The organism is Tenacibaculum sp. 190524A02b (assembly GCF_964036645.1).
Taxonomy (GTDB): Bacteria; Bacteroidota; Bacteroidia; order Flavobacteriales; family Flavobacteriaceae; genus Polaribacter; species Polaribacter vairaonense.
The window spans coordinates 2,181,184-2,199,078 of the sequence record NZ_OZ038525.1; the positions used below are offsets into that span (position 1 = coordinate 2,181,184).

General features: G+C 30.0%; 19 protein-coding genes. 5 read left to right on the forward strand and 14 right to left on the reverse strand.

The window, feature by feature from the left end; all coding sequences use genetic code 11:
• The first annotated feature begins 610 nt into the window (after window positions 1-610).
• The 3 genes from ABNT65_RS08700 to ABNT65_RS08710 all read left to right on the forward strand — a co-directional run bounded on the left by ABNT65_RS08700 (window position 611) and on the right by ABNT65_RS08710 (window position 2,324).
• Entirely contained in the window at window positions 611-973 is a 363-nt protein-coding gene (locus ABNT65_RS08700) for a hypothetical protein (RefSeq protein ID WP_348739037.1), read from the forward strand.
• Between the two features lie 75 nt (window positions 974-1,048).
• Window positions 1,049-1,378, forward strand: a complete 330-nt coding sequence (locus ABNT65_RS08705; protein ID WP_348739038.1) for a hypothetical protein — start codon at window positions 1,049-1,051, stop codon at window positions 1,376-1,378.
• Between the two features lie 217 nt (window positions 1,379-1,595).
• Complete coding sequence (locus ABNT65_RS08710; protein WP_348739039.1) at window positions 1,596-2,324, forward strand: phospholipase D family protein; 729 nt, start codon at window positions 1,596-1,598, stop codon at window positions 2,322-2,324.
• A 57-nt stretch (window positions 2,325-2,381) separates the two neighbouring features.
• Here ABNT65_RS08710 and ABNT65_RS08715 read toward each other — a convergent pair whose 3' ends face one another.
• On the reverse strand, window positions 2,382-4,403 hold the full coding sequence (locus tag ABNT65_RS08715; RefSeq protein WP_348747676.1) for a protein-disulfide reductase DsbD family protein: 2,022 nt from the start codon (window positions 4,401-4,403) through the stop codon (window positions 2,382-2,384).
• Between the two features lie 190 nt (window positions 4,404-4,593).
• Window positions 4,594-5,340 (reverse strand): DJ-1/PfpI family protein, encoded by a 747-nt coding sequence (locus tag ABNT65_RS08720; protein ID WP_348747677.1) that lies wholly within the window; start codon window positions 5,338-5,340, stop codon window positions 4,594-4,596.
• A 136-nt stretch (window positions 5,341-5,476) separates the two neighbouring features.
• Between ABNT65_RS08720 and ABNT65_RS08725 the strand changes: the two genes are divergently transcribed.
• Window positions 5,477-7,414: a CocE/NonD family hydrolase gene (locus ABNT65_RS08725; RefSeq protein WP_348747678.1), complete on the forward strand. Its 1,938-nt coding sequence runs from the start codon at window positions 5,477-5,479 to the stop codon at window positions 7,412-7,414.
• A gap of 92 nt (window positions 7,415-7,506) precedes the next feature.
• Here ABNT65_RS08725 and ABNT65_RS08730 read toward each other — a convergent pair whose 3' ends face one another.
• Together ABNT65_RS08730 and ABNT65_RS08735 are read right to left on the reverse strand one after the other, a co-directional pair.
• A complete protein-coding gene (locus ABNT65_RS08730) occupies window positions 7,507-7,686 on the reverse strand; it encodes a hypothetical protein (RefSeq protein ID WP_348704563.1) in 180 nt (59 codons plus the stop codon).
• A 70-nt stretch (window positions 7,687-7,756) separates the two neighbouring features.
• Window positions 7,757-8,566, reverse strand: a complete 810-nt coding sequence (locus tag ABNT65_RS08735) for a CPBP family intramembrane glutamic endopeptidase (RefSeq protein ID WP_348747679.1) — start codon at window positions 8,564-8,566, stop codon at window positions 7,757-7,759.
• 130 nt (window positions 8,567-8,696) lie between these two features.
• Here ABNT65_RS08735 and ABNT65_RS08740 point away from each other — a divergent pair, with 130 nt between their 5' ends.
• A complete protein-coding gene (locus ABNT65_RS08740) occupies window positions 8,697-9,197 on the forward strand; it encodes a GNAT family N-acetyltransferase (RefSeq protein WP_348747680.1) in 501 nt (166 codons plus the stop codon).
• On the opposite strand, the gene aat is transcribed toward ABNT65_RS08740, so the two are convergent.
• From aat to ABNT65_RS08790, 10 genes are all read right to left on the reverse strand, one after another.
• Window positions 9,192-9,815 carry a leucyl/phenylalanyl-tRNA--protein transferase gene (gene aat, locus ABNT65_RS08745; RefSeq protein ID WP_348704560.1) on the reverse strand — a complete coding sequence of 208 codons (624 nt, stop codon included), beginning with the start codon at window positions 9,813-9,815 and terminating at the stop codon, window positions 9,192-9,194. The two genes, ABNT65_RS08740 and aat, sit on opposite strands and share 6 nt — an antisense overlap.
• Before the next feature lie 53 nt (window positions 9,816-9,868).
• Complete coding sequence (locus ABNT65_RS08750) at window positions 9,869-10,930, reverse strand: AMP-binding protein (RefSeq protein ID WP_348704559.1); 1,062 nt, start codon at window positions 10,928-10,930, stop codon at window positions 9,869-9,871.
• A 6-nt stretch (window positions 10,931-10,936) separates the two neighbouring features.
• Window positions 10,937-11,854, reverse strand: coding sequence for a CPBP family intramembrane glutamic endopeptidase (locus ABNT65_RS08755; RefSeq protein WP_348704558.1), 918 nt, complete (start codon window positions 11,852-11,854; stop codon window positions 10,937-10,939).
• Between the two features lie 3 nt (window positions 11,855-11,857).
• Complete coding sequence (locus ABNT65_RS08760) at window positions 11,858-12,895, reverse strand: o-succinylbenzoate synthase (protein WP_348704557.1); 1,038 nt, start codon at window positions 12,893-12,895, stop codon at window positions 11,858-11,860.
• Entirely contained in the window at window positions 12,896-13,408 is a 513-nt protein-coding gene (locus tag ABNT65_RS08765; protein WP_348747681.1) for an SRPBCC domain-containing protein, read from the reverse strand.
• A gap of 25 nt (window positions 13,409-13,433) precedes the next feature.
• Window positions 13,434-14,114, reverse strand: coding sequence for a metal-dependent hydrolase (locus ABNT65_RS08770; protein ID WP_348704555.1), 681 nt, complete (start codon window positions 14,112-14,114; stop codon window positions 13,434-13,436).
• A 90-nt stretch (window positions 14,115-14,204) separates the two neighbouring features.
• A complete protein-coding gene (gene menA, locus ABNT65_RS08775) occupies window positions 14,205-15,143 on the reverse strand; it encodes a 1,4-dihydroxy-2-naphthoate octaprenyltransferase (RefSeq protein ID WP_348704554.1) in 939 nt (312 codons plus the stop codon).
• A gap of 86 nt (window positions 15,144-15,229) precedes the next feature.
• Complete coding sequence (locus ABNT65_RS08780) at window positions 15,230-15,631, reverse strand: hypothetical protein (RefSeq protein ID WP_348704553.1); 402 nt, start codon at window positions 15,629-15,631, stop codon at window positions 15,230-15,232.
• Between the two features lie 104 nt (window positions 15,632-15,735).
• On the reverse strand, window positions 15,736-16,515 hold the full coding sequence (locus ABNT65_RS08785; RefSeq protein WP_348747682.1) for a (Fe-S)-binding protein: 780 nt from the start codon (window positions 16,513-16,515) through the stop codon (window positions 15,736-15,738).
• A 66-nt stretch (window positions 16,516-16,581) separates the two neighbouring features.
• Entirely contained in the window at window positions 16,582-17,895 is a 1,314-nt protein-coding gene (locus ABNT65_RS08790) for a 4Fe-4S dicluster domain-containing protein (RefSeq protein ID WP_348704551.1), read from the reverse strand.

A 17,895-nucleotide genomic window follows, 5' to 3' on the forward strand; every position in this document is an offset into this window, starting at 1 on the left:
AGTAAGTACTTAAACTTCTTAACCAACTTATTATTAGTTACAGAACCACTATGCACAAGGAAACATCAAATTGTAAGCTTGCAAAAGCTTCCTGCTCTGGGAAATGCCAAATTGTAAACTTACAAACCCTTCCTGCACTGGGAAATACCAAATTGTAAACTTGCAAACCCTTCCTGCATTGGGAAATACCAAATTGTAAACTTGCAAACCCTTCCTGCATTGGGAAACGACTTTTGTTAACCATACAGAACCGTCCTGCACTGGGAAATGACTTTTGTTAATCATACAGAACCTTCCTGCACTGGGAAATAACTTATATGTTTGGCTAATTAAACAAGGAAACAACTAACTAACAATCAATACAAAAAGAACTAAAACCCACTTAACCTTTATATTTACATTAGTTATTAATTTTAAAAACCAATGTAAACATAAAATAGTAGTAGTAGAATTTGTATTTATTATAGGAATGTTATTGTTTAAAGTTGTACAGATAATTCATTAGAAAAGGATGAAGAGCCAGACGAAAGGGATTAAAGGTATATTAATAATAGTGCTGTATTTATTTTTATAGCTCTTTTATTAAAAAAATAGTAGTTGATAAAATAACATGAGTGAAAGTATTATAATCGATGATTTTAAAGATTTTTTTTCATATTTGGATGAATCTTTACCTGATAATGCAAATTATATGAATTTATCTAATTTGTGTTTAGCTTTGTTTTTTACTGTAGATTTTTTACCAGTAGAATTTAAATTATTAGAGCTCAATAAAGAAACATTATCAATTGTTTTTTCTAAAATATGTAAAAAAAGGAATATAGCTACTTATCCATATGAAGCATATCTTTATGGGGCTTCATTTCATAATAGTCATGATAAGGGGCATTGGTTAGAAATATTAGCTAGTACTTTAAAATTAAATACCAAGCCAAATATAGAAGAAGCTAAAAGCTTATTGATAGGGAAATAAGCTAGGTTGTGTGAATATACCTAAGAGCCCGCTAATAGAATTTGGAGTTATTAAAATATTATTAGATAAATAATTATGGGAGTAATTAAATGTGAAATCCACGGAGATAGTGATATTGTACAAATGAGCAATGTCCTTTATGAAAAATACTTTTCTAATAGAAAAGTAGGATACGACATTTTAAAGGTTATTTTTGATGTAAAAGAATGGGGCTCTAAATTTATTTATTACGATTTGAAAAAGAATTTAGAAGATTATAAATTGATAAAATCTTTAGCTAATTTTGAAGTGATTTTGGATAAAATAAGCGGAGATAAAGGAGCTTGTATTAAGTGTTTTAATGATTTTTTTAAGCTTAACAATATAAAAATGGAAGTCCTATTTATTGATATAAAAGATGTGTAAATACTTTTAAAATGTTAATAATATTCTAGAAATAGATGATGTTGGGTTTATAAATTAACTTTGTGTGTCACTCGACGGGGTCGAGCGCTAGCTAGGGAATTTTTGACAAATTTTATTTAAAATATCTTAATATGATATTGATATTCTTCTAAAGTTGATTATTTTTAGTTTTAAAACCTAAAACTTTATACTAGTACTAAGAAACTGAAGAAAGAAAATGGCCAAATTTTTAAACACCACAGGAGTATCATACCACTTAGAAGAACTTATAAAAAATACAGAAGATAGACTTATTCTAATTAGTCCATATCTTCAATTTCATAAAAGGATAAAAGATCACTTAGAAAATCTTAATATTCAAAAAAAAGATATTCGTATAATATACAGAGAAAACAAACTTCAAGTTGAGGAAAGTAACTGGCTTGAAAGTCAAATTGGGATAAGAACAAGTTTATGTAATTCCTTACATGCTAAATGTTATCTAAATGAAAAAGAAGCAATAGTTACTTCTATGAATTTATATTCATTTTCTCAACAGAATAATGATGAAATGGGGATATACGTATCCAAAGAAAAAAACTCAGATTTGTATAACGATATTTATAATGAAGTACTAAGGCTTCTTACAATAAGTGAAGAGATTAGAATTTCAGTAAAGAAAGTAAATAATAAAGTTGAATTAAATTCAGAAAAGGCAATTGAAAGAATACTTAACAAGACTAAACTTTCTAATTCAAGACTTCTAACCACTAAAGAATTATCTCAATTAACAGGTTTAAGTAGTAGAAAAGTAAATAGTTGGTTTACTAGTCAAAAGCTTATGTATAAAAGAGATGACGATTGGGTAACTACTAAAAAAGGAAAGGAAATAGGAGGTATTGAAAGAAATGGACATTATGGAAGATTTGTCATTTGGCCTGAAGATATTGTCGATTATATAAAATAAAATTTAGTAAGAACGCTGATATAAAAAACAAAAAACGACCAATTGGTCGTTTTTGTTTTAGTTTATTGTAATAGTAATTCCCTCTTTAAACTTACCTATTCCTTGTTTTAACCAATTGTAATATTCATCAACATTTGGTGTATAAGCCACTGGATCAACTAGGTTATCTTCCTCTGTGTCCATTAACACATAATAAGGTTGAGAATTTGTTTTGTATTTAATGGTTTGTAACTCGCTCCATTTTTCCCCAATATAACGTAGCTTTTTACCCGGAGTTAACTTAGATTCTACAATTTCATCTTCTTCTAATGCTCGTTTATCATCTACATATAAAGAGATTAATACCACTTCATTTTTTAGCAATTGTAATACCTTGTTTTTAGCCCAAACATTTTGCTCCATTTTTCTACAGTTTACACAAGCATGTCCTGTAAAATCAATCAATACTGGTTTGTTTACTTTTTTAGCATATGCCAAACCTTTATCATAATCATTAAACGCTAAAATATTATGTGGAGGCATTAAATGTGCTCCCTCTGGAAGCTCATTTGAATGCGCTGTATTTTTACTTACATTGACACTGATGTTAGGAACAATACTTGTTGAGCTAGTTTTTTGGTATCCTACTCCATAAGGCGATTCACTATAATGTTGAGCAGGTGGAAAAGCACTTATTAAATTTAATGGTGCGCCCCATAAACCCGGTAGCATATACACTGTGAATGCAAGTGATGCCAACCCTAAGCTTAAACGACCTACAGATATATGTGTTAAAGGAGAATCATGTGGTAATCTAATTTTTCCAAAAAGATAAAAGGCCAATGCTCCAAAAATAGCAATCCAAATAGCTAAAAATACTTCACGCTCTAATAAGTGCAATTGCAATACTAAATCAGCATTTGATAAAAATTTAAAGGCAAATGCTAATTCTAAAAAACCTAAGACTACTTTAACGGTGTTTAACCAACCTCCTGATTTTGGTAAAGAATTCATCCACCCAGGGAAAATAGCAAATAAAGTAAAAGGCAATGCAATTGCTAATGAAAACCCTAACATACCTATTACTGGAGCTACTCCTCCTTTTGACGCTGATTCTACTAATAATGTCCCTACAATAGGTCCTGTACATGAAAAAGAAACTATTGCTAAGGCTAATGCCATAAAAAAGATACCTACTATCCCTCCTTTATCAGCCTGAGCATCTACTTTAGTACTCCATGAACTGGGTAAGGTTAACTCAAAAGCTCCCAAGAAAGAAAAAGCAAAAATGACTAACAAGACAAAAAAGGCTAAATTAAACCATACATTCGTTGATAAGGCATTTAAAGCATCTGCTCCAAAAACAGCAGTAACTATAGAACCTAAAAGTACGTATATTACAATAATAAATATCCCATAAATAATCGCATTTCTAATTCCTTGTGCTTTGTTTTTACTTTGTTTGGTAAAGAAACTTACCGTCATAGGAATCATTGGAAATACACATGGTGTTAATAACGCTGCAAACCCTGAGAAAAAAGCTATTAAAAAAATAGACAATAGTCCTTTTTGACTTTTATTATCTTCACCCTTTTTTTTTAAACTACTTACTTTTTTAGCTTTGGTTAAATCAAAATTTAAATCTACTTCTTTAGGTGGTAAACATTGAGTATCTCTACACACCATAAACTCAACCGATCCTTTAATATTAGTAACTCCTTCTGTTACTTTTATACGCTGTTCAAACTTGGCTTTCTTACTAAAAGATTTTACTTTCATTTCAAAAGTAGGATCATTTACCGTATGTCCCTTTTCTTCTTTTACTTCTCCTTCTAATGTGTATTTGTCGTTTTTATCAAATAAAAATGACGTTGGAATTGGCCCTCCTTTAGCTACTTTTTGCGAGTATATATGCCAACCAGCGTCTATTTTTGCAGTAGCAATTAAATTGTACTCTGTTTCGGATATTTTTTCAACAGAAGTTGACCAAGATACTGGGTTAAAAATCTGGGAAAAAGCTGGGTTTATAAAAGCTAAAAGAAGAAACGTTACTAAAGTATATACTCTTGTATTTTGTTTAAAGGTTACCAATCTATTCATTTTAAGTTTATTTGTTAAACAACAATCTATACCTGTTATAGTTAACTACTATAGAATTGCTAATTGCAATAATACCAATTATGCAATGGATAATACGTTTGTTTTCGTAAAAAAGTATTAAGTCTGTAACCAATGTTACACATTGGCTCATTTATTAACTTTAGCTGAATTTAATTAAATACTTTTTTAATTACTCTTCTTTTTCATTGATTACTAAATGCGGTACTTTATTCACATCCCAATTAATTACCAAACCTTGCGCCAAACGTTGTGCGATTTCTTTTCCGTATAAATGTTCACATAAGTATAAAGCGGCTTCAAATGATTTTGCGCCTCCTGCTGAAGTAATATACTTACCATCATGTACAAATAACACTTCTTTTCTAATATCTAACTCCGGAAATAGCGCTCTCATTTTATCTATATCCGAAGGAAATGTTGTAGACACTTTGCCTTTTAGTAATCCTGCTTTTGCTAGTACAAATGCACCATCACAATGTGAGGTTACATAGTCAGCTTCTTCCGCTACTTTACTAACAAAATTCAACATTTTAGTATCTTCTAAGTCAGTATCTAAATGGTGTTCTGCACTAGGTACTACTAAAATATCTATTTTTGGTAAACTGTCTTTTAAATAATTAAAATCAGGTAACAATCGGATTCCTTCAAACGTAGTTATTGGTTTATCAGTGTTTGCTACGGTAAAAACATTCATTGCTTTGATTCCTTTTCTAAAAATAGTATGTTGAAAAATATCAAACGGTGCTGTCAACTCTGTATTAAAAGTACCATCCATTATTAAAAAAGCAACGTTGTATCTGTTAGGTTCTAGTTTTGGAAATTCTTTTTTAGGTATGGTAGCTACTACTTTTTCTGTAACTGGTTGTTTGCATTTTGTTAAAAATACGATTGCTAGGATTGATAGTACTACTCTCATAATAGCGTTAATGTTTTTTGCTAAAATAAAGCTTTTGATTTTCTGTTTTAAAAGTCATTTAATTTTTTTAACATCAGTTACTTTATCAATTCATTCTTTTAAGTATATTTACCTCTATTTTTTTATAAAATCAACTATGAAACCAGTTTATAAACTTTTCATTTTAGGCTTACTTGTTTTTATGAGTAGTTGCGCTAAAAAAACAACTAAAAAAGCAATCCTTACAACTTCTCCAGAAGAAGACACGTATGTAGCCGATAATTATACAAAACAAGAAGTTCGTATTACTATGCGAGACGGTATTAAATTGCATACTACTATTTATACTCCTAAAGATACTAGTAAAACCTACCCTATTTTATTACAACGTACTCCTTACAGCTGTAGTCCATATGGTAAAGATGCTTTCAAAACTAAAATTGGACCTAATCCTATTTTAATGAAAGAAGGAAATATTATTGTATATCAAGATGTTCGTGGCCGTTGGATGAGTGAAGGTGTTTATGATAATATGCGTGCTTATATTCCTAATAAAAAGGAAAAACAAACCGATGAAACTACAGATACCTATGATACGATTGATTGGCTAGTTAAAAACGTACAACATACCAATGGAAAAGTTGGAACTTGGGGAATTTCATATCCAGGACACTATACTACAGTTTCTGCCATTGATGCACATCCTGCTTTGAAAGCAGCTTCTCCACAAGCTTGTATTGGAGACTTCTTTTTTGATGATTTTCACCATAATGGCGCTTTTTTACTAAGTTATTTTAAAGTAATCCCATTGTTTGGAACGTATAAAGATCAACCTACAGATTCATCTTGGTATTCTTTTCCTGATATGAAAACAGAGGATCAATATCAGTTTTTTTTAGACAAAGGTCCTTTAAAAAACTTGAACTCTTATTTTAAGTATGAAAAGCTAGATAGTAAGAATGTTGCTAATAAAAATCAAGTAGATGACTTTTTTTGGAAAGAAATTGTTGAACATCCTAATTATGATTCTATATGGAAGAGCAAAGGTATTATTCAGCATTTAAATAAAGTGCCTTCTACTGTAGCAACTATGATTGTAGGAGGATGGTTTGATGCTGAGGATTTATATGGTCCTTTAGAAACTTATAAGAAAATTGAAAAGCACCAACCTAATAACTACAATACCTTAGTTTTTGGACCGTGGGATCATGGTGGATGGGCTAGAAATAAAAAAGCTAATACTGTAGGTAATTATTACTTTGGAGATTCTATTTCTTTAAACTTTCAAAAAGATATAGAAACTAAATTTTTTAATCATTTTTTAAAAGGTGATGGTTCACATCAATCAAAATTACCCGAAGCCTATGTTTTTGATACTGGTAGAAAAAGCTGGAAATCGTATGCCACTTGGCCTCCTAAAAATGCCCATAAGCAAACTTTTTTCCTATCTAATAATCAAGAGTTAACAACCAAAAAGAATGATGCTAATAAAATTAATTTTATTAGTGATATTAAAAGACCTGTTCCTTATTCTGAAGATATTAAAACTGTTTACACTCCTAGAAAATATATGACCGACGATCAACGTTTTGCTGCTAGAAGGCCAGATGTGTTGGTTTTTGAAACTGATGTTTTAACAGAAGATTTTACGTTGGCTGGTGATATTTTAGCGAAACTAAAAGTGGCTACTACTGGTACAGCGGCAGACTGGATTGTTAAAATTATTGATGTACACCCTAACAGTATGGAAAATGATAATGCTGAAATGCAAACTCATTTAAAACTTAGTAATTATCATTTAATGGTTAGAAGTGAAGTGATGCGTGGGCGCTTTAGAAATAGTTTTTCAAATCCTGAGCCTTTTACTCCTAATAAAAAAACAGCTGTTAATATAAAGCTACAAGACGTTTTTCATACGTTTAAAAAGGGACATAAATTACAAATTCAAGTACAAAGTACTTGGTTTCCTTTAATTGATTTGAATCCGCAAACATATGTTCCTAATATTTATAAGGCAGAAGAAAAAGATTTTAAAACACAAACACATTCTGTTTTTACAGATTCTAGTATTGATTTTACCGTTTTAAAAGAGTAACTCTTTATAAAATCACATAAATCTATAGTAAAAAAGGGGCATAAATTTAAAATTTATGTCCCTTTTTTCAACACTACAAATATGATTATTTCTTAATAGCAATATTCTCTACTTGTTACACAAGTATCAGTTCTATATCTTATTACAAAACAGCATACTCTTCCAGACCTACAATCACTATCTGAATAACACTGACGCGGTCCTCCTCCGTTAATTGATAGTTGCTTTTCTTTAGTTAAAGTTTCTCCTAAAGTTGAAATTATTTTTTTCATTTTTAAATAAAAGTTTGGTTAGTTAATTCTATAAATTTATAATATTAACCTCCGCATGGCTTTCTAAAAATTACCCTTTTCTTATATAATTTTTACTTCTTAAACCTATAAGATCATTCTTTTTCATTAAGATAATTGCATAAACCAAACAAGGTAAAACGAGTAATGAAATTATTATGGCATTTTCTAATGACATTATACTTGAAATTTCTTTTTTAGGTAATCCAACTGTATCTAATCCTCCTATAAAATCAATTAAAGCATGCATTATTATTAATGGATATATTCTTTTAACAATTAATAATAATACTCCAAATAACACACCTATAAACATTGCAAATACTACTTGAGATAATTCTCCATAAAGTCCTTTATTGAACTTTAAAATATGTAACAAACCAAAAAAGAATGATGCAAACACAACTGATTGAATGATCTTTTTTTTAGTATTTCCCATATACTTTATTAGGTGAGATTGTAAAAAGCCTCGTATGCTTAATTCTTCTGCTAAACCAATGGATATACAGTAAATTATAAATACTAATAATTCTAATGATAGTAGTTTATTAGGATCTAAATCATCCATTATTAATAGGTTTAAAAGTGTTAAATAAAGCAATGGTATTATTAATAAATATACTTTTTGAGGCTTTATAGCTTTATTAAGCCCAGCTAAATCCGTTAATTTATTTTTCTTAATGAAGATGTAAGAAAATATTATTAGGATACTATTAGCAATTGTACTCAATAAAGTATGCGTTTGATAATCATTCATTCCTTTTTCTAACAATTCTTTTATACAATATTCTCTAAGTAAAATGATTGTTATTAATATTGTAATAAATTGTAATAGTTGTTTCCAAAACTTTTGCTTAGTCATTTTTTCAATTATTTGGTTATTCTTTTTAAAGACGAATTACCACTTTATTTGTTACCAAATTCCTAACTTAAATTAACTCACCAGAACTGATACTACTTTCCTATCTTTGGTGTGGAAAACAATTAATTTTATGGAATTTTCTTTACATCTTATCAAAATTGATGAGCTACCAAATATTTTAGTTTTATTTAAAGAAGCAGCCGAAAAGATTGCTAAGAAAAACATTGATCATTGGCAGTATTGGAAAAATCCTCCTAAAGAAAAAATTAAATGGGTTAAAGAAGGTATTGATAATAATGAATTTTTCTTCATAAAAGATACTAACAAAAACATGCTTGGAATGGTACGTATTTTAAAAGAGGATACATTGTATTGGGGAAACACTAATGACAATGCCATTTATGTACACTCTTTAGTTATAAAAGAACAATTTGAGGGAAAAGGAATGGGAACTAAAATATTAAATATGATAGCATCTAATGCAAAAATTGACGGTGTAAATTTTCTTCGTTTAGATTGTGTTGCTAATAATAAAGGGCTTTGTAATTATTGTGAAAAACAAGGTTTTGTTAAGGTAGGTGAAAAAATAATGCCTTTGTCTGTTAACAATTTATATCAAAAAAAATTATAGCCATTTTAAAAATGTTTCTCTTGATATTTCTCTAGCCCCCAAACTTGCTAAGTGGTCGTTATAAACTTGGCAGTCTATTAATTTATAGCCACAGTTTTGAGCTAAATGAATAAAAGCTACTTTACTCATATTACTAGCTTTACTAAACATACTTTCTCCACAAAAAACACCATTACCTACATCTACACCATAAAGCCCTCCAACTATTTTTTGATCTTTCCAAACTTCTAGTGATTTTGCATATCCCTTTTTATGTAATGTTATATAGGCATCAAACATTTCATCTGTTATCCAAGTTCCAAATTGATCTTTCCTATAGATATATTTACAATTATAAACAACTTCAGCAAAAGCTTTATTTTCTGTTATTAAAAAATCGCCTTTATTCAACACTTGTTTCATCGATTTAGAAACTTTCACTTCTTCAGGAAATAACACCATACGTTCAGGAGGACTATGCCACACAATAGGTTCTCCTTCATTATACCAAGGAAAAATTCCATTTTTATAAGCATGAATTAAACGCTCTAATGACAAGTCTCCTCCAAGTGCTAATACTCCATCTTCAGTAGCCATTGAATAAGGTGGAAATTCTATTTTTTCAGAAAGCCAAATCATGTTATAAATACATAGTTGTAGATGAATGCAAAGTTACATTATTTAAACAGAAACTATAGGTTTAGCAACTTTAAAGTAAGGTTTCTTTGTATCTTTTTTGTTTCAGTTTCTACAAATTTACTTACACTAAATATTTGCTTTGGTTTTTCATATTTATGAAAGTTATTTGCCTCCTCTATTTCTTTTTCTAGCATAAATTTTTCTCGTTCAGTCATTTCTTTTTCTACAATTAAAACTAACTTTTCTCCTAATTTTTCGTCTTTAATACCAGCAACAAAAAAACGAGAGGGAATAATCAATGCTAGTTTTTCCTCAATCTTTTCCGGGTGTAATTTAACTCCTCCTGAGTTTATTACATTATCATAGCGTCCAAGCCATTCGAAACTGGTTTCAGATTTTAATACTACCACATCATTTGTTACTATTTTTTCCTTAGCTACTTTTGGAGCGTTTATTACTAAACAATTTCGTTTATCTAAGGCTATGTTAACATTTGGTAAAACTTGGTAATAAGATACTTCTTTATTGAGTGAAAAATGATTCAACTTTTTAACAGCAATATGCGTTATGGTTTCTGTCATTCCGTAAGTTGCATAAATTTTAGTAGACTTATTTTGAATTTGTTTATATAAATCATTTGAAACGACTCCTCCTCCAACAATAAGTTTTTCTATTTTACCTAACTCTTTAAGTGATGCTGCTAATTGCATTGGCACCATTGCACAAAAGTCATATTTTTTTTCTACATTTTTTAATGGATTCGCTTCTGCTCTTTTTATATCTATGTGCCACCCTAAGGTTAATGCTCTAACCAACATCATTTTACCCGCAATATAATTTACAGACATACATAACAATGCTGATGTTTTTTCTGGTAACTCAAAAAAAGCTCCTGTTGCTTTTGCTGAATTTACCATGTATTCTTTTTTAAGTTTTATGGATTTGGGCTTTCCTGTTGATCCTGAAGTTTGAACTATTACAAAATCATTAACATCATACCAAGCCTTTAAAAAGCTAACTACTTCTTCAGAAAGTTTTTTAGAAAACATTAATAAATCTTCAATGCTTTCAAATGATTTTCCATTCAATTTAAAACTAGCATGAATAAACTTCATCGAAAATTAAATTTCTGGTTCAATAACTGGTTTACTTATTTTTCCCGTTAGTTTTTCTTTCCAATTTGTCCAACCGTACTTTTTTGAATATATATATAGTAATACAGGAAAAATTACTAATACAGGAATTAATACATCTGTACTTAAGTTTGGTTGAGACATATCTTTAAATAATGAATTTGTTTGAAAAGCGGTCCAATCTGCTGTCACCAACAAAGCTGTTACTAAATTATTAGCTGCATGAAAACCTAAAGCTAATTCTAAACCTTCATCCATTAACGTTATAATACCAAGAAAAAAGCCTGTTCCTATATAATACACCATTATTAGCATTCCTAATTTTTCTACTTCAGGATTTGCTATATGCATTAATCCAAAAATTACTGAAGTAAATACTAATGGTAAAAGTCTACTTTTAAATTTTGCACCAATACCTTGCAATAAATACCCTCTAAAAAAATATTCTTCAAAACTAGTTTGTATTGGAATCATTAAAACCCCAATTAATACTAAACCTAAAAATTTATTTGGTTTAAAGTTTAATTGCATAGTTTCTGGGCTAAATAGGTATTCTATCCCCACAAAAAACACAGTAACTCCTCCCCAAACTAAAAAAGCAAACCAAAACCGTTTCCAATCTATTTTTTTCCTAGATGTTGTTAATGAAGTTATAGATTGTTTATGTACGTATTTAACCCATAATAACAAACCACCTAGAAAAACAAAAAAAGGAGCTAGCATTTCTATAAGGACTAAATTTTCACCTTTTAACTCTATTTCTCTCTTTAATAAAGCTTCTTGATCTAGGTTTAATAGCTCAATTGCTATAAAATTTAATGCCATAAACCCCATGAAAACTGAAGCGTAAATAACATACTTCCAAAACCCTAATTGCCCTTTGAAGGCCTGCTGTATATAATTCATTTTTTATAGATTAAAATCCCATGTTTTATTTGAACTGTAATATAATCCTCCTCTATTTACTTCTAAAGGACTCTTAAAGTTATTTGTGAACAAACTACCGGTTCCTAAGCCTTGTGGTAAAGAGTTGTTCAAGGTTGCTGTCCATTGTGCTATTGCATTCAATCCTATATTACTTTCTAATGCACTGGTTATCCAATTACCAGCTTTATAATTTGTCGCAATTTGTATCCATTCGTTACTTCCCTTAAAACCACCTACTAAACTTGGTTTTAGGATTATATATTGCGGTTGAATTGTTTGTATGCATTTTTCTTTATCTTTTAAAGAAAATACTCCTATTAATTCTTCATCTAAAGCAATAGGTAATGGTGTTTTTTCACATAACAATGCCATTTCTTGCCATTGCCCTTGTTTTATTGGTTGTTCTATTGAATGTAACGTTAATTTGGATAATTTCTCAAGTTTGCCCAGCGCATTATCTGTTGTAAATGCTCCGTTAGCATCTACTCTAAGTTCAATTTCATTTGCAGAAAATTCTTTTCTTATTGATTTTAAAAGCATTAATTCTGTTTCAAAATCAATGGCTCCAATTTTCATCTTTATAGTAGTAAACCCTTGTTTTAGCTTTTCCTTTATTTGTTGCTGCATAAAAGTTTTATCTCCCATCCAAATTAACCCATTGATTGCAATTGGCTCTTGACTCTCAAAAAAAGCTGAGGAAAATAATTTAAATCTGTCATCTCCTTCTAATGATAAAAACGCTTGCTCTATACCAAATTGAATGGAAGGAAACTCTACAAGCTGTTCTAATAAAAATGTTTTTCCTTGGTTTATATTAGTACAGACCCATTGTAATTTATCTTCATAATCAGGCCTATCATCTACACTTAAACCTCTAAACAAACCACACTCTCCAATCCCCTTTTTCCCTTCTTTTTCTAGTATTAGAAACCATGTCTCTTTTGTCCTTAGAATTCCTCTTGATGTTCCGCTTGCTTGTTTAAAATTTAGAATATACTGCTGATAACTTGCTTGAATCATTTATTTTTCTGCGAATTTTTTAAAGTTCATAAGGTATTTCTGATCTTGCTCTTGTAATTTCCCTTTTACAAAAGGTAACATGCATCCTAAAATAAAACTACTACTTTTAAATTTAGCTTGTAATTTCAATACAGTTTGTCCTCCTTTACTTTCAAAAGAATAAGCATCTCTTTTTAGCATTCCTCCACCATTAAAGAATAATGTTATTTTTTTATTGACTTCAAATTCTTTTATTTTTTCATTAAGTGTTATTTCTTCCCCTTGGTTTTCTACTTTTATTTCATAAGTACTCCCTACTTTTCCATCAAGTTCTTTCACCGCCTTTATTGATTTTATTTCAGGAATCCAATGCTTTATACTTTCATCATCATTAAATATAGTAAACACTTCTTCTACAGGCTTTTCTATAATTACTTCTGCTTCATAGTTAAGTTCTGAGATAATAATTCCTGTTGCAAAAAAAGCAAGGGAAAGTGCAATGACTATCCCTAATATTATTTTTACTGTTTTCATCTATTCGTTTTATTCTTTTAGTTTATTAACTTAAAGTTATTGATTTCCCTATTTCTAACACTATTAGCTCTTTATCGCTATTAGCAAACTGTTTTTTTGCTTTATCTGTATCAATTTCTATTGGAGGAAATGTATTGAAATGACATCCTATAACCTTTGGGCATTCTACTAAATCACTTGCAATTATAGCGTCTTCAACCCCCATTGTAAAGTTGTCTCCAATAGGAAAAATAGAAGCGGTTAATTTTGTAGTCATCGGTATTAATTTCATATCCATAGTCACTGCTGTATCCCCTGCTATATATAAGGACTTTTCTCCGTCTGAAATTACAAAACCTCCTGGCTGACCTCCATAAGCTCCATCTGCAAATGAAGAGGTATGAACAGCATTCACGTATTTAGCTGAAAACGTTTCAGTTTTAAAAGTCCCTCCATGGTTAACTGGATGCCCTTTTAAGTTTTTAGCTCCATAATACATTACTATTTCATAATTAGAAATAATAGTTGCTCCTGTTTTTTCTGCAATTACCTCCACATCTAATACGTGATCTTGATGTGCATGTGTAAGTAAAATATAGTCTGCTTTTATATCTTCTATATTTATATGTGATGCTTTAGGATTACCTGTTATAAAAGGATCAACTAATAAATTTGTCCCATTAATATCTATTCCAAAACAAGCATGTCCGTAAAAAGTTATATTCATAATATTGTAGGTATATGTGTTAGTTATTTGTATGATTACTTCTTGTAATTTATAAAAAGAAATACCCTTTCACAAGTTATTAAATTGTATTTATAATACTTGCCCTAGACCAAAAAGTATTGCAAATAAGAATGTACTTAATGCTACTTTTTTAAGCTCTCCATCTAGTAAAGCCTCTTCTTTGTTGTTAATAACAAAAAAGATATGTTTTAGTAAAGGAATATAAGCTATGATAAATAAAAATTGCCAAGGTGATTTATAATGTATTACTGTATATAAAAGGGCAAACAAAAATGAAGCTCCTATTAAATAATAATGGTAGTATTTAGCAAACTCAGCACCTATTTTTACTACAATTGTGTTTTTACCCGATTTCGCATCATTCTCTCTATCCCTCATATTATTTAAATTCAATACGGCTGTACTAAGTAACCCCACTGAAAATGCTGGTAAAAAAACTGTAAAATTTAAGTTTTTAGTATACAAAAAGTAAGTTCCTACTACGGCTAATAGTCCAAAGAATAAAAAAACAAAAATATCTCCAAATCCACTATATCCATAAGCAGACTTTCCTACAGTATATTTAATAGCCGCTACAATAGAAGTGATTCCTAAACCAAAAAATATAACGGAGTATAAAAAATTATCTTTTCCAAAAGCTACATAGATAAGCGATAAGGCTACTAATATTGTTAAGCTTGCTGTTATTAGCATTGCTCTCTTCATTTGGGTAGGTGTTATAGCACCTGATGACACCATCCTTGCTTCTCCTTTTCTATTATCATCTGTTCCTTTTACACCATCTCCATAATCATTTGCAAAATTAGACAACACTTGGAAGCCTATAGTTGTTAAAATTGCTAACCAAAAGATATCACTTTCTATTATACTTGATCTTCCAAAACATCCAGCAAAAACATTTGTTAATGAATTATAAGAGTCATTGAGTCCTAAAAAAGCACCTACAATAATTCCTGAAACAGATAATGGCAAAGTACGTAATCTTGCTGCTTTAATGTAGTTTTTCATATATAAAGTATAATTGTCAAAGATACTTATTTAAGCATAAAAAAAAGGAAAGCTATACTTCCCTTTTTTCTTTTATATCAGTTTAATTATTTATTAATCACAGCGTCAAAACTAATTTTTTTATTAGCTGTTGTTATAGTAAACAGCTTTTCTCTTATCAAAATATTATCCCTTATCATTTGGACAGTAATTGTATAACTGCCAATATCACCCACTGTTAAATCTTCATACTCTAACCCTAAATTAGCTGCAAAATTTATTTCACTTGCATATGATTCTTCAAATGGAAAAACATTGGTTTCATGATTCCCATCAAATTTAAAAAAACCAGACTCTAAAAAAACAGTTCTAATTTTTGCTTGATGATTGTTATCATTATTGATAATTCTAAATTTTACTGTAGAAAAATTTCCTTCATTTAATGTAAGGTTCGTATCTGAGCAAGAAGCAAACAAAACAATACTTAGTAATAGGTATAGATATTTCATATTATGAATTATTTTGATTAAACAGTTTCTACTGCAAGCAAAATTTGTACCACAAAAAAACGTATCATATAAATGATACGCTTTTTAACAATATTTTAATTATTTTAAAGGTTATTGGCTTCTGCAATAAGTTCAGCTATATCTTTTACTACTATTTGATCTTCTTTTAATTTAAACTTCACACCATCCGTCATCATTGTATTACAATAAGGACAACCCGTTGCAATAATCTGAGGATTCGTTTCTAAAGCATCTTCTGTACGTAAAATATTAATATCCTTATCACCTCTTTCCGGCTCTTTAAACATTTGAGCTCCGCCTGCTCCACAACATAGAGCTGTTGATTTATGACGTTTCATTTCCGTCATTTTAACTCCTAACCTACGGATTAACTCTCTTGGGGTTTCATATACATCATTTGCTCTTCCTAAATAACATGGATCGTGGAATGTTAAACGTTTTCCTTTTAAGTTTTCATCTTCAATAGATAAACGTCCATCTTTTATTAGTTTACTTATATATTGTGTATGATGATATACCTTGTATTTACCTCCTAAACCTGGATATTCATTTTTTAAAGTATTAAATGAATGTGGATCACAAGTAACAATTGTTTTTACCTCGTATGCATTTAATACTTCAATATTAGTCATGGCTTGCATTTGAAACAGAAACTCATTTCCTGCTCTCTTTGCAGCATCACCAGTAGAACTTTCTTCAGTACCTAATACTGCAAAATCAACACTTGCTTGGTGTAATATTTTCACAAAAGCTTTTGTTATTTTCTTTGTTCTATCATCATAACTTCCTGCAGCTCCTACCCAAAACAACACTTCTGGTTGTTTTCCTTGAGCCATCATATCTGCCATTGTTGGTACGTTCATATCTTAAGTTGTTAATTTTTTTAGGTTAATTTTTACTACGTTTACTTTTAAAATGAAATAGATGTTTTATTCATCTTTCCAGTTTAATCTATCCATTTGACTGTACTGCCAAGGCGCTCCGTTGTTCTCAATATTAGTCATCATCATATTTAACTCTTGAGGCGCAGCAGATTCTTCCATCACTAGATAGCGACGCATTTCCATAATAATTGATAATGGATCAATCCCTATTGGACATTCTTGTACACAAGCATTACAACTTGTACATGCCCATAATTCTTCTCTTGTAATATAATCGTCTAATAATTGTTTTCCGTCTGGTTTAAATTCTCCTCCATTAGCATCAATATTTCTTCCTACTTCTTCAACTCTATCGCGAGTTTTCATCATTATTGCTCTTGGAGATAACTCTTTCCCTGTTAAATTCGCAGGACAAGAAGAGGTACAACGTCCACACTCAGTACAAGTATAAGCATTCATTAACTGTACCCAATTTAAGTCGGTTACTTCAGAAGCTCCAAATTTTTCTGGCTCTCCTTCCTCTTCTCCTTCTTCAGGCATTGCATATGGATCTGCATTTGGATCCATCATTAACTGTACTTCTTTTGTTACTGCTTCTACATTTGTAAACTGTCCTTTAGGCTTTAGGTTAGCATAAAATGTATTTGGGAAAGCTAATAAAATGTGTAAATGTTTTGAATAGTATAAATAGTTTAAGAATATTAAAATCCCAACAATATGAAACCACCATGCTGTTCTTTCAATAGTATGTAATTCTTCTGGAGAAAAACCACTAAATAAAGGTGCTATAAACTGAGAAATAACATTTCCATTTCCTGCTTCTTGAAAAGTTGTGTCAGTTGCATTCATTACTAAAAACAGTGTCATTAGTACCATTTCAAAATACAGTATAATATTCCCGTCATTTTTAGGCCAACCTTCCATTTCTTTATTCCAAAAACGCTTAACCTTTTCTATATTTCTACGGAACCAAAATATAATTACTGAAATTAATACTAAGGCCGCTAAAACTTCAAAGTTTCCTATTAAAAAACCATAAAATGCACCTAATGGTTTGCTAAAAATTCTGTGTGTTCCGAATAAACCATCGATAACGATTTCGAGCATTTCAATATTTATCAGAATAAATCCAATGTAAACTACAATGTGTAATATACCAGATACTGGACGGCGTACCATTTTATATTGGCCTAAAGCTATTTTAGCCATATTTTTCCAACGTTCAGGTTTTCTATCAGTTCTATCAATGTCCTTTCCTAATTTAATATTTCTTATTAGCTTACGAACATTCATTACAAAATATCCTATACCTGCGATTAAAATAATTGCAAAAAAGATGTTGGGTACGTAATTTTCCAT

What these genes read in the sequence shown, in the direction of transcription:
- ABNT65_RS08780 (WP_348704553.1), bottom strand. Translation starts at nt 15,631, where the DNA reads ATGAAATATCTATACCTATTACTAAGTATTGTTTTGTTTGCTTCTTGC.
- ABNT65_RS08730 (WP_348704563.1), bottom strand. Translation starts at nt 7,686, where the DNA reads ATGAAAAAAATAATTTCAACTTTAGGAGAAACTTTAACTAAAGAAAAG.
- menA (WP_348704554.1), bottom strand. Translation starts at nt 15,143, where the DNA reads ATGAAAAACTACATTAAAGCAGCAAGATTACGTACTTTGCCATTATCT.
- ABNT65_RS08770 (WP_348704555.1), bottom strand. Translation starts at nt 14,114, where the DNA reads ATGAATATAACTTTTTACGGACATGCTTGTTTTGGAATAGATATTAAT.
- ABNT65_RS08715 (WP_348747676.1), bottom strand. Translation starts at nt 4,403, where the DNA reads ATGAATAGATTGGTAACCTTTAAACAAAATACAAGAGTATATACTTTA.
- ABNT65_RS08725 (WP_348747678.1), top strand. Translation starts at nt 5,477, where the DNA reads ATGAAACCAGTTTATAAACTTTTCATTTTAGGCTTACTTGTTTTTATG.
- ABNT65_RS08755 (WP_348704558.1), bottom strand. Translation starts at nt 11,854, where the DNA reads ATGAATTATATACAGCAGGCCTTCAAAGGGCAATTAGGGTTTTGGAAG.
- ABNT65_RS08735 (WP_348747679.1), bottom strand. Translation starts at nt 8,566, where the DNA reads ATGACTAAGCAAAAGTTTTGGAAACAACTATTACAATTTATTACAATA.
- ABNT65_RS08720 (WP_348747677.1), bottom strand. Translation starts at nt 5,340, where the DNA reads ATGAGAGTAGTACTATCAATCCTAGCAATCGTATTTTTAACAAAATGC.
- ABNT65_RS08700 (WP_348739037.1), top strand. Translation starts at nt 611, where the DNA reads ATGAGTGAAAGTATTATAATCGATGATTTTAAAGATTTTTTTTCATAT.
- ABNT65_RS08740 (WP_348747680.1), top strand. Translation starts at nt 8,697, where the DNA reads ATGGAATTTTCTTTACATCTTATCAAAATTGATGAGCTACCAAATATT.
- ABNT65_RS08790 (WP_348704551.1), bottom strand. Translation starts at nt 17,895, where the DNA reads ATGGAAAATTACGTACCCAACATCTTTTTTGCAATTATTTTAATCGCA.
- aat (WP_348704560.1), bottom strand. Translation starts at nt 9,815, where the DNA reads ATGATTTGGCTTTCTGAAAAAATAGAATTTCCACCTTATTCAATGGCT.
- ABNT65_RS08760 (WP_348704557.1), bottom strand. Translation starts at nt 12,895, where the DNA reads ATGATTCAAGCAAGTTATCAGCAGTATATTCTAAATTTTAAACAAGCA.
- ABNT65_RS08705 (WP_348739038.1), top strand. Translation starts at nt 1,049, where the DNA reads ATGGGAGTAATTAAATGTGAAATCCACGGAGATAGTGATATTGTACAA.
- ABNT65_RS08750 (WP_348704559.1), bottom strand. Translation starts at nt 10,930, where the DNA reads ATGAAGTTTATTCATGCTAGTTTTAAATTGAATGGAAAATCATTTGAA.
- ABNT65_RS08785 (WP_348747682.1), bottom strand. Translation starts at nt 16,515, where the DNA reads ATGAACGTACCAACAATGGCAGATATGATGGCTCAAGGAAAACAACCA.
- ABNT65_RS08765 (WP_348747681.1), bottom strand. Translation starts at nt 13,408, where the DNA reads ATGAAAACAGTAAAAATAATATTAGGGATAGTCATTGCACTTTCCCTT.
- ABNT65_RS08710 (WP_348739039.1), top strand. Translation starts at nt 1,596, where the DNA reads ATGGCCAAATTTTTAAACACCACAGGAGTATCATACCACTTAGAAGAA.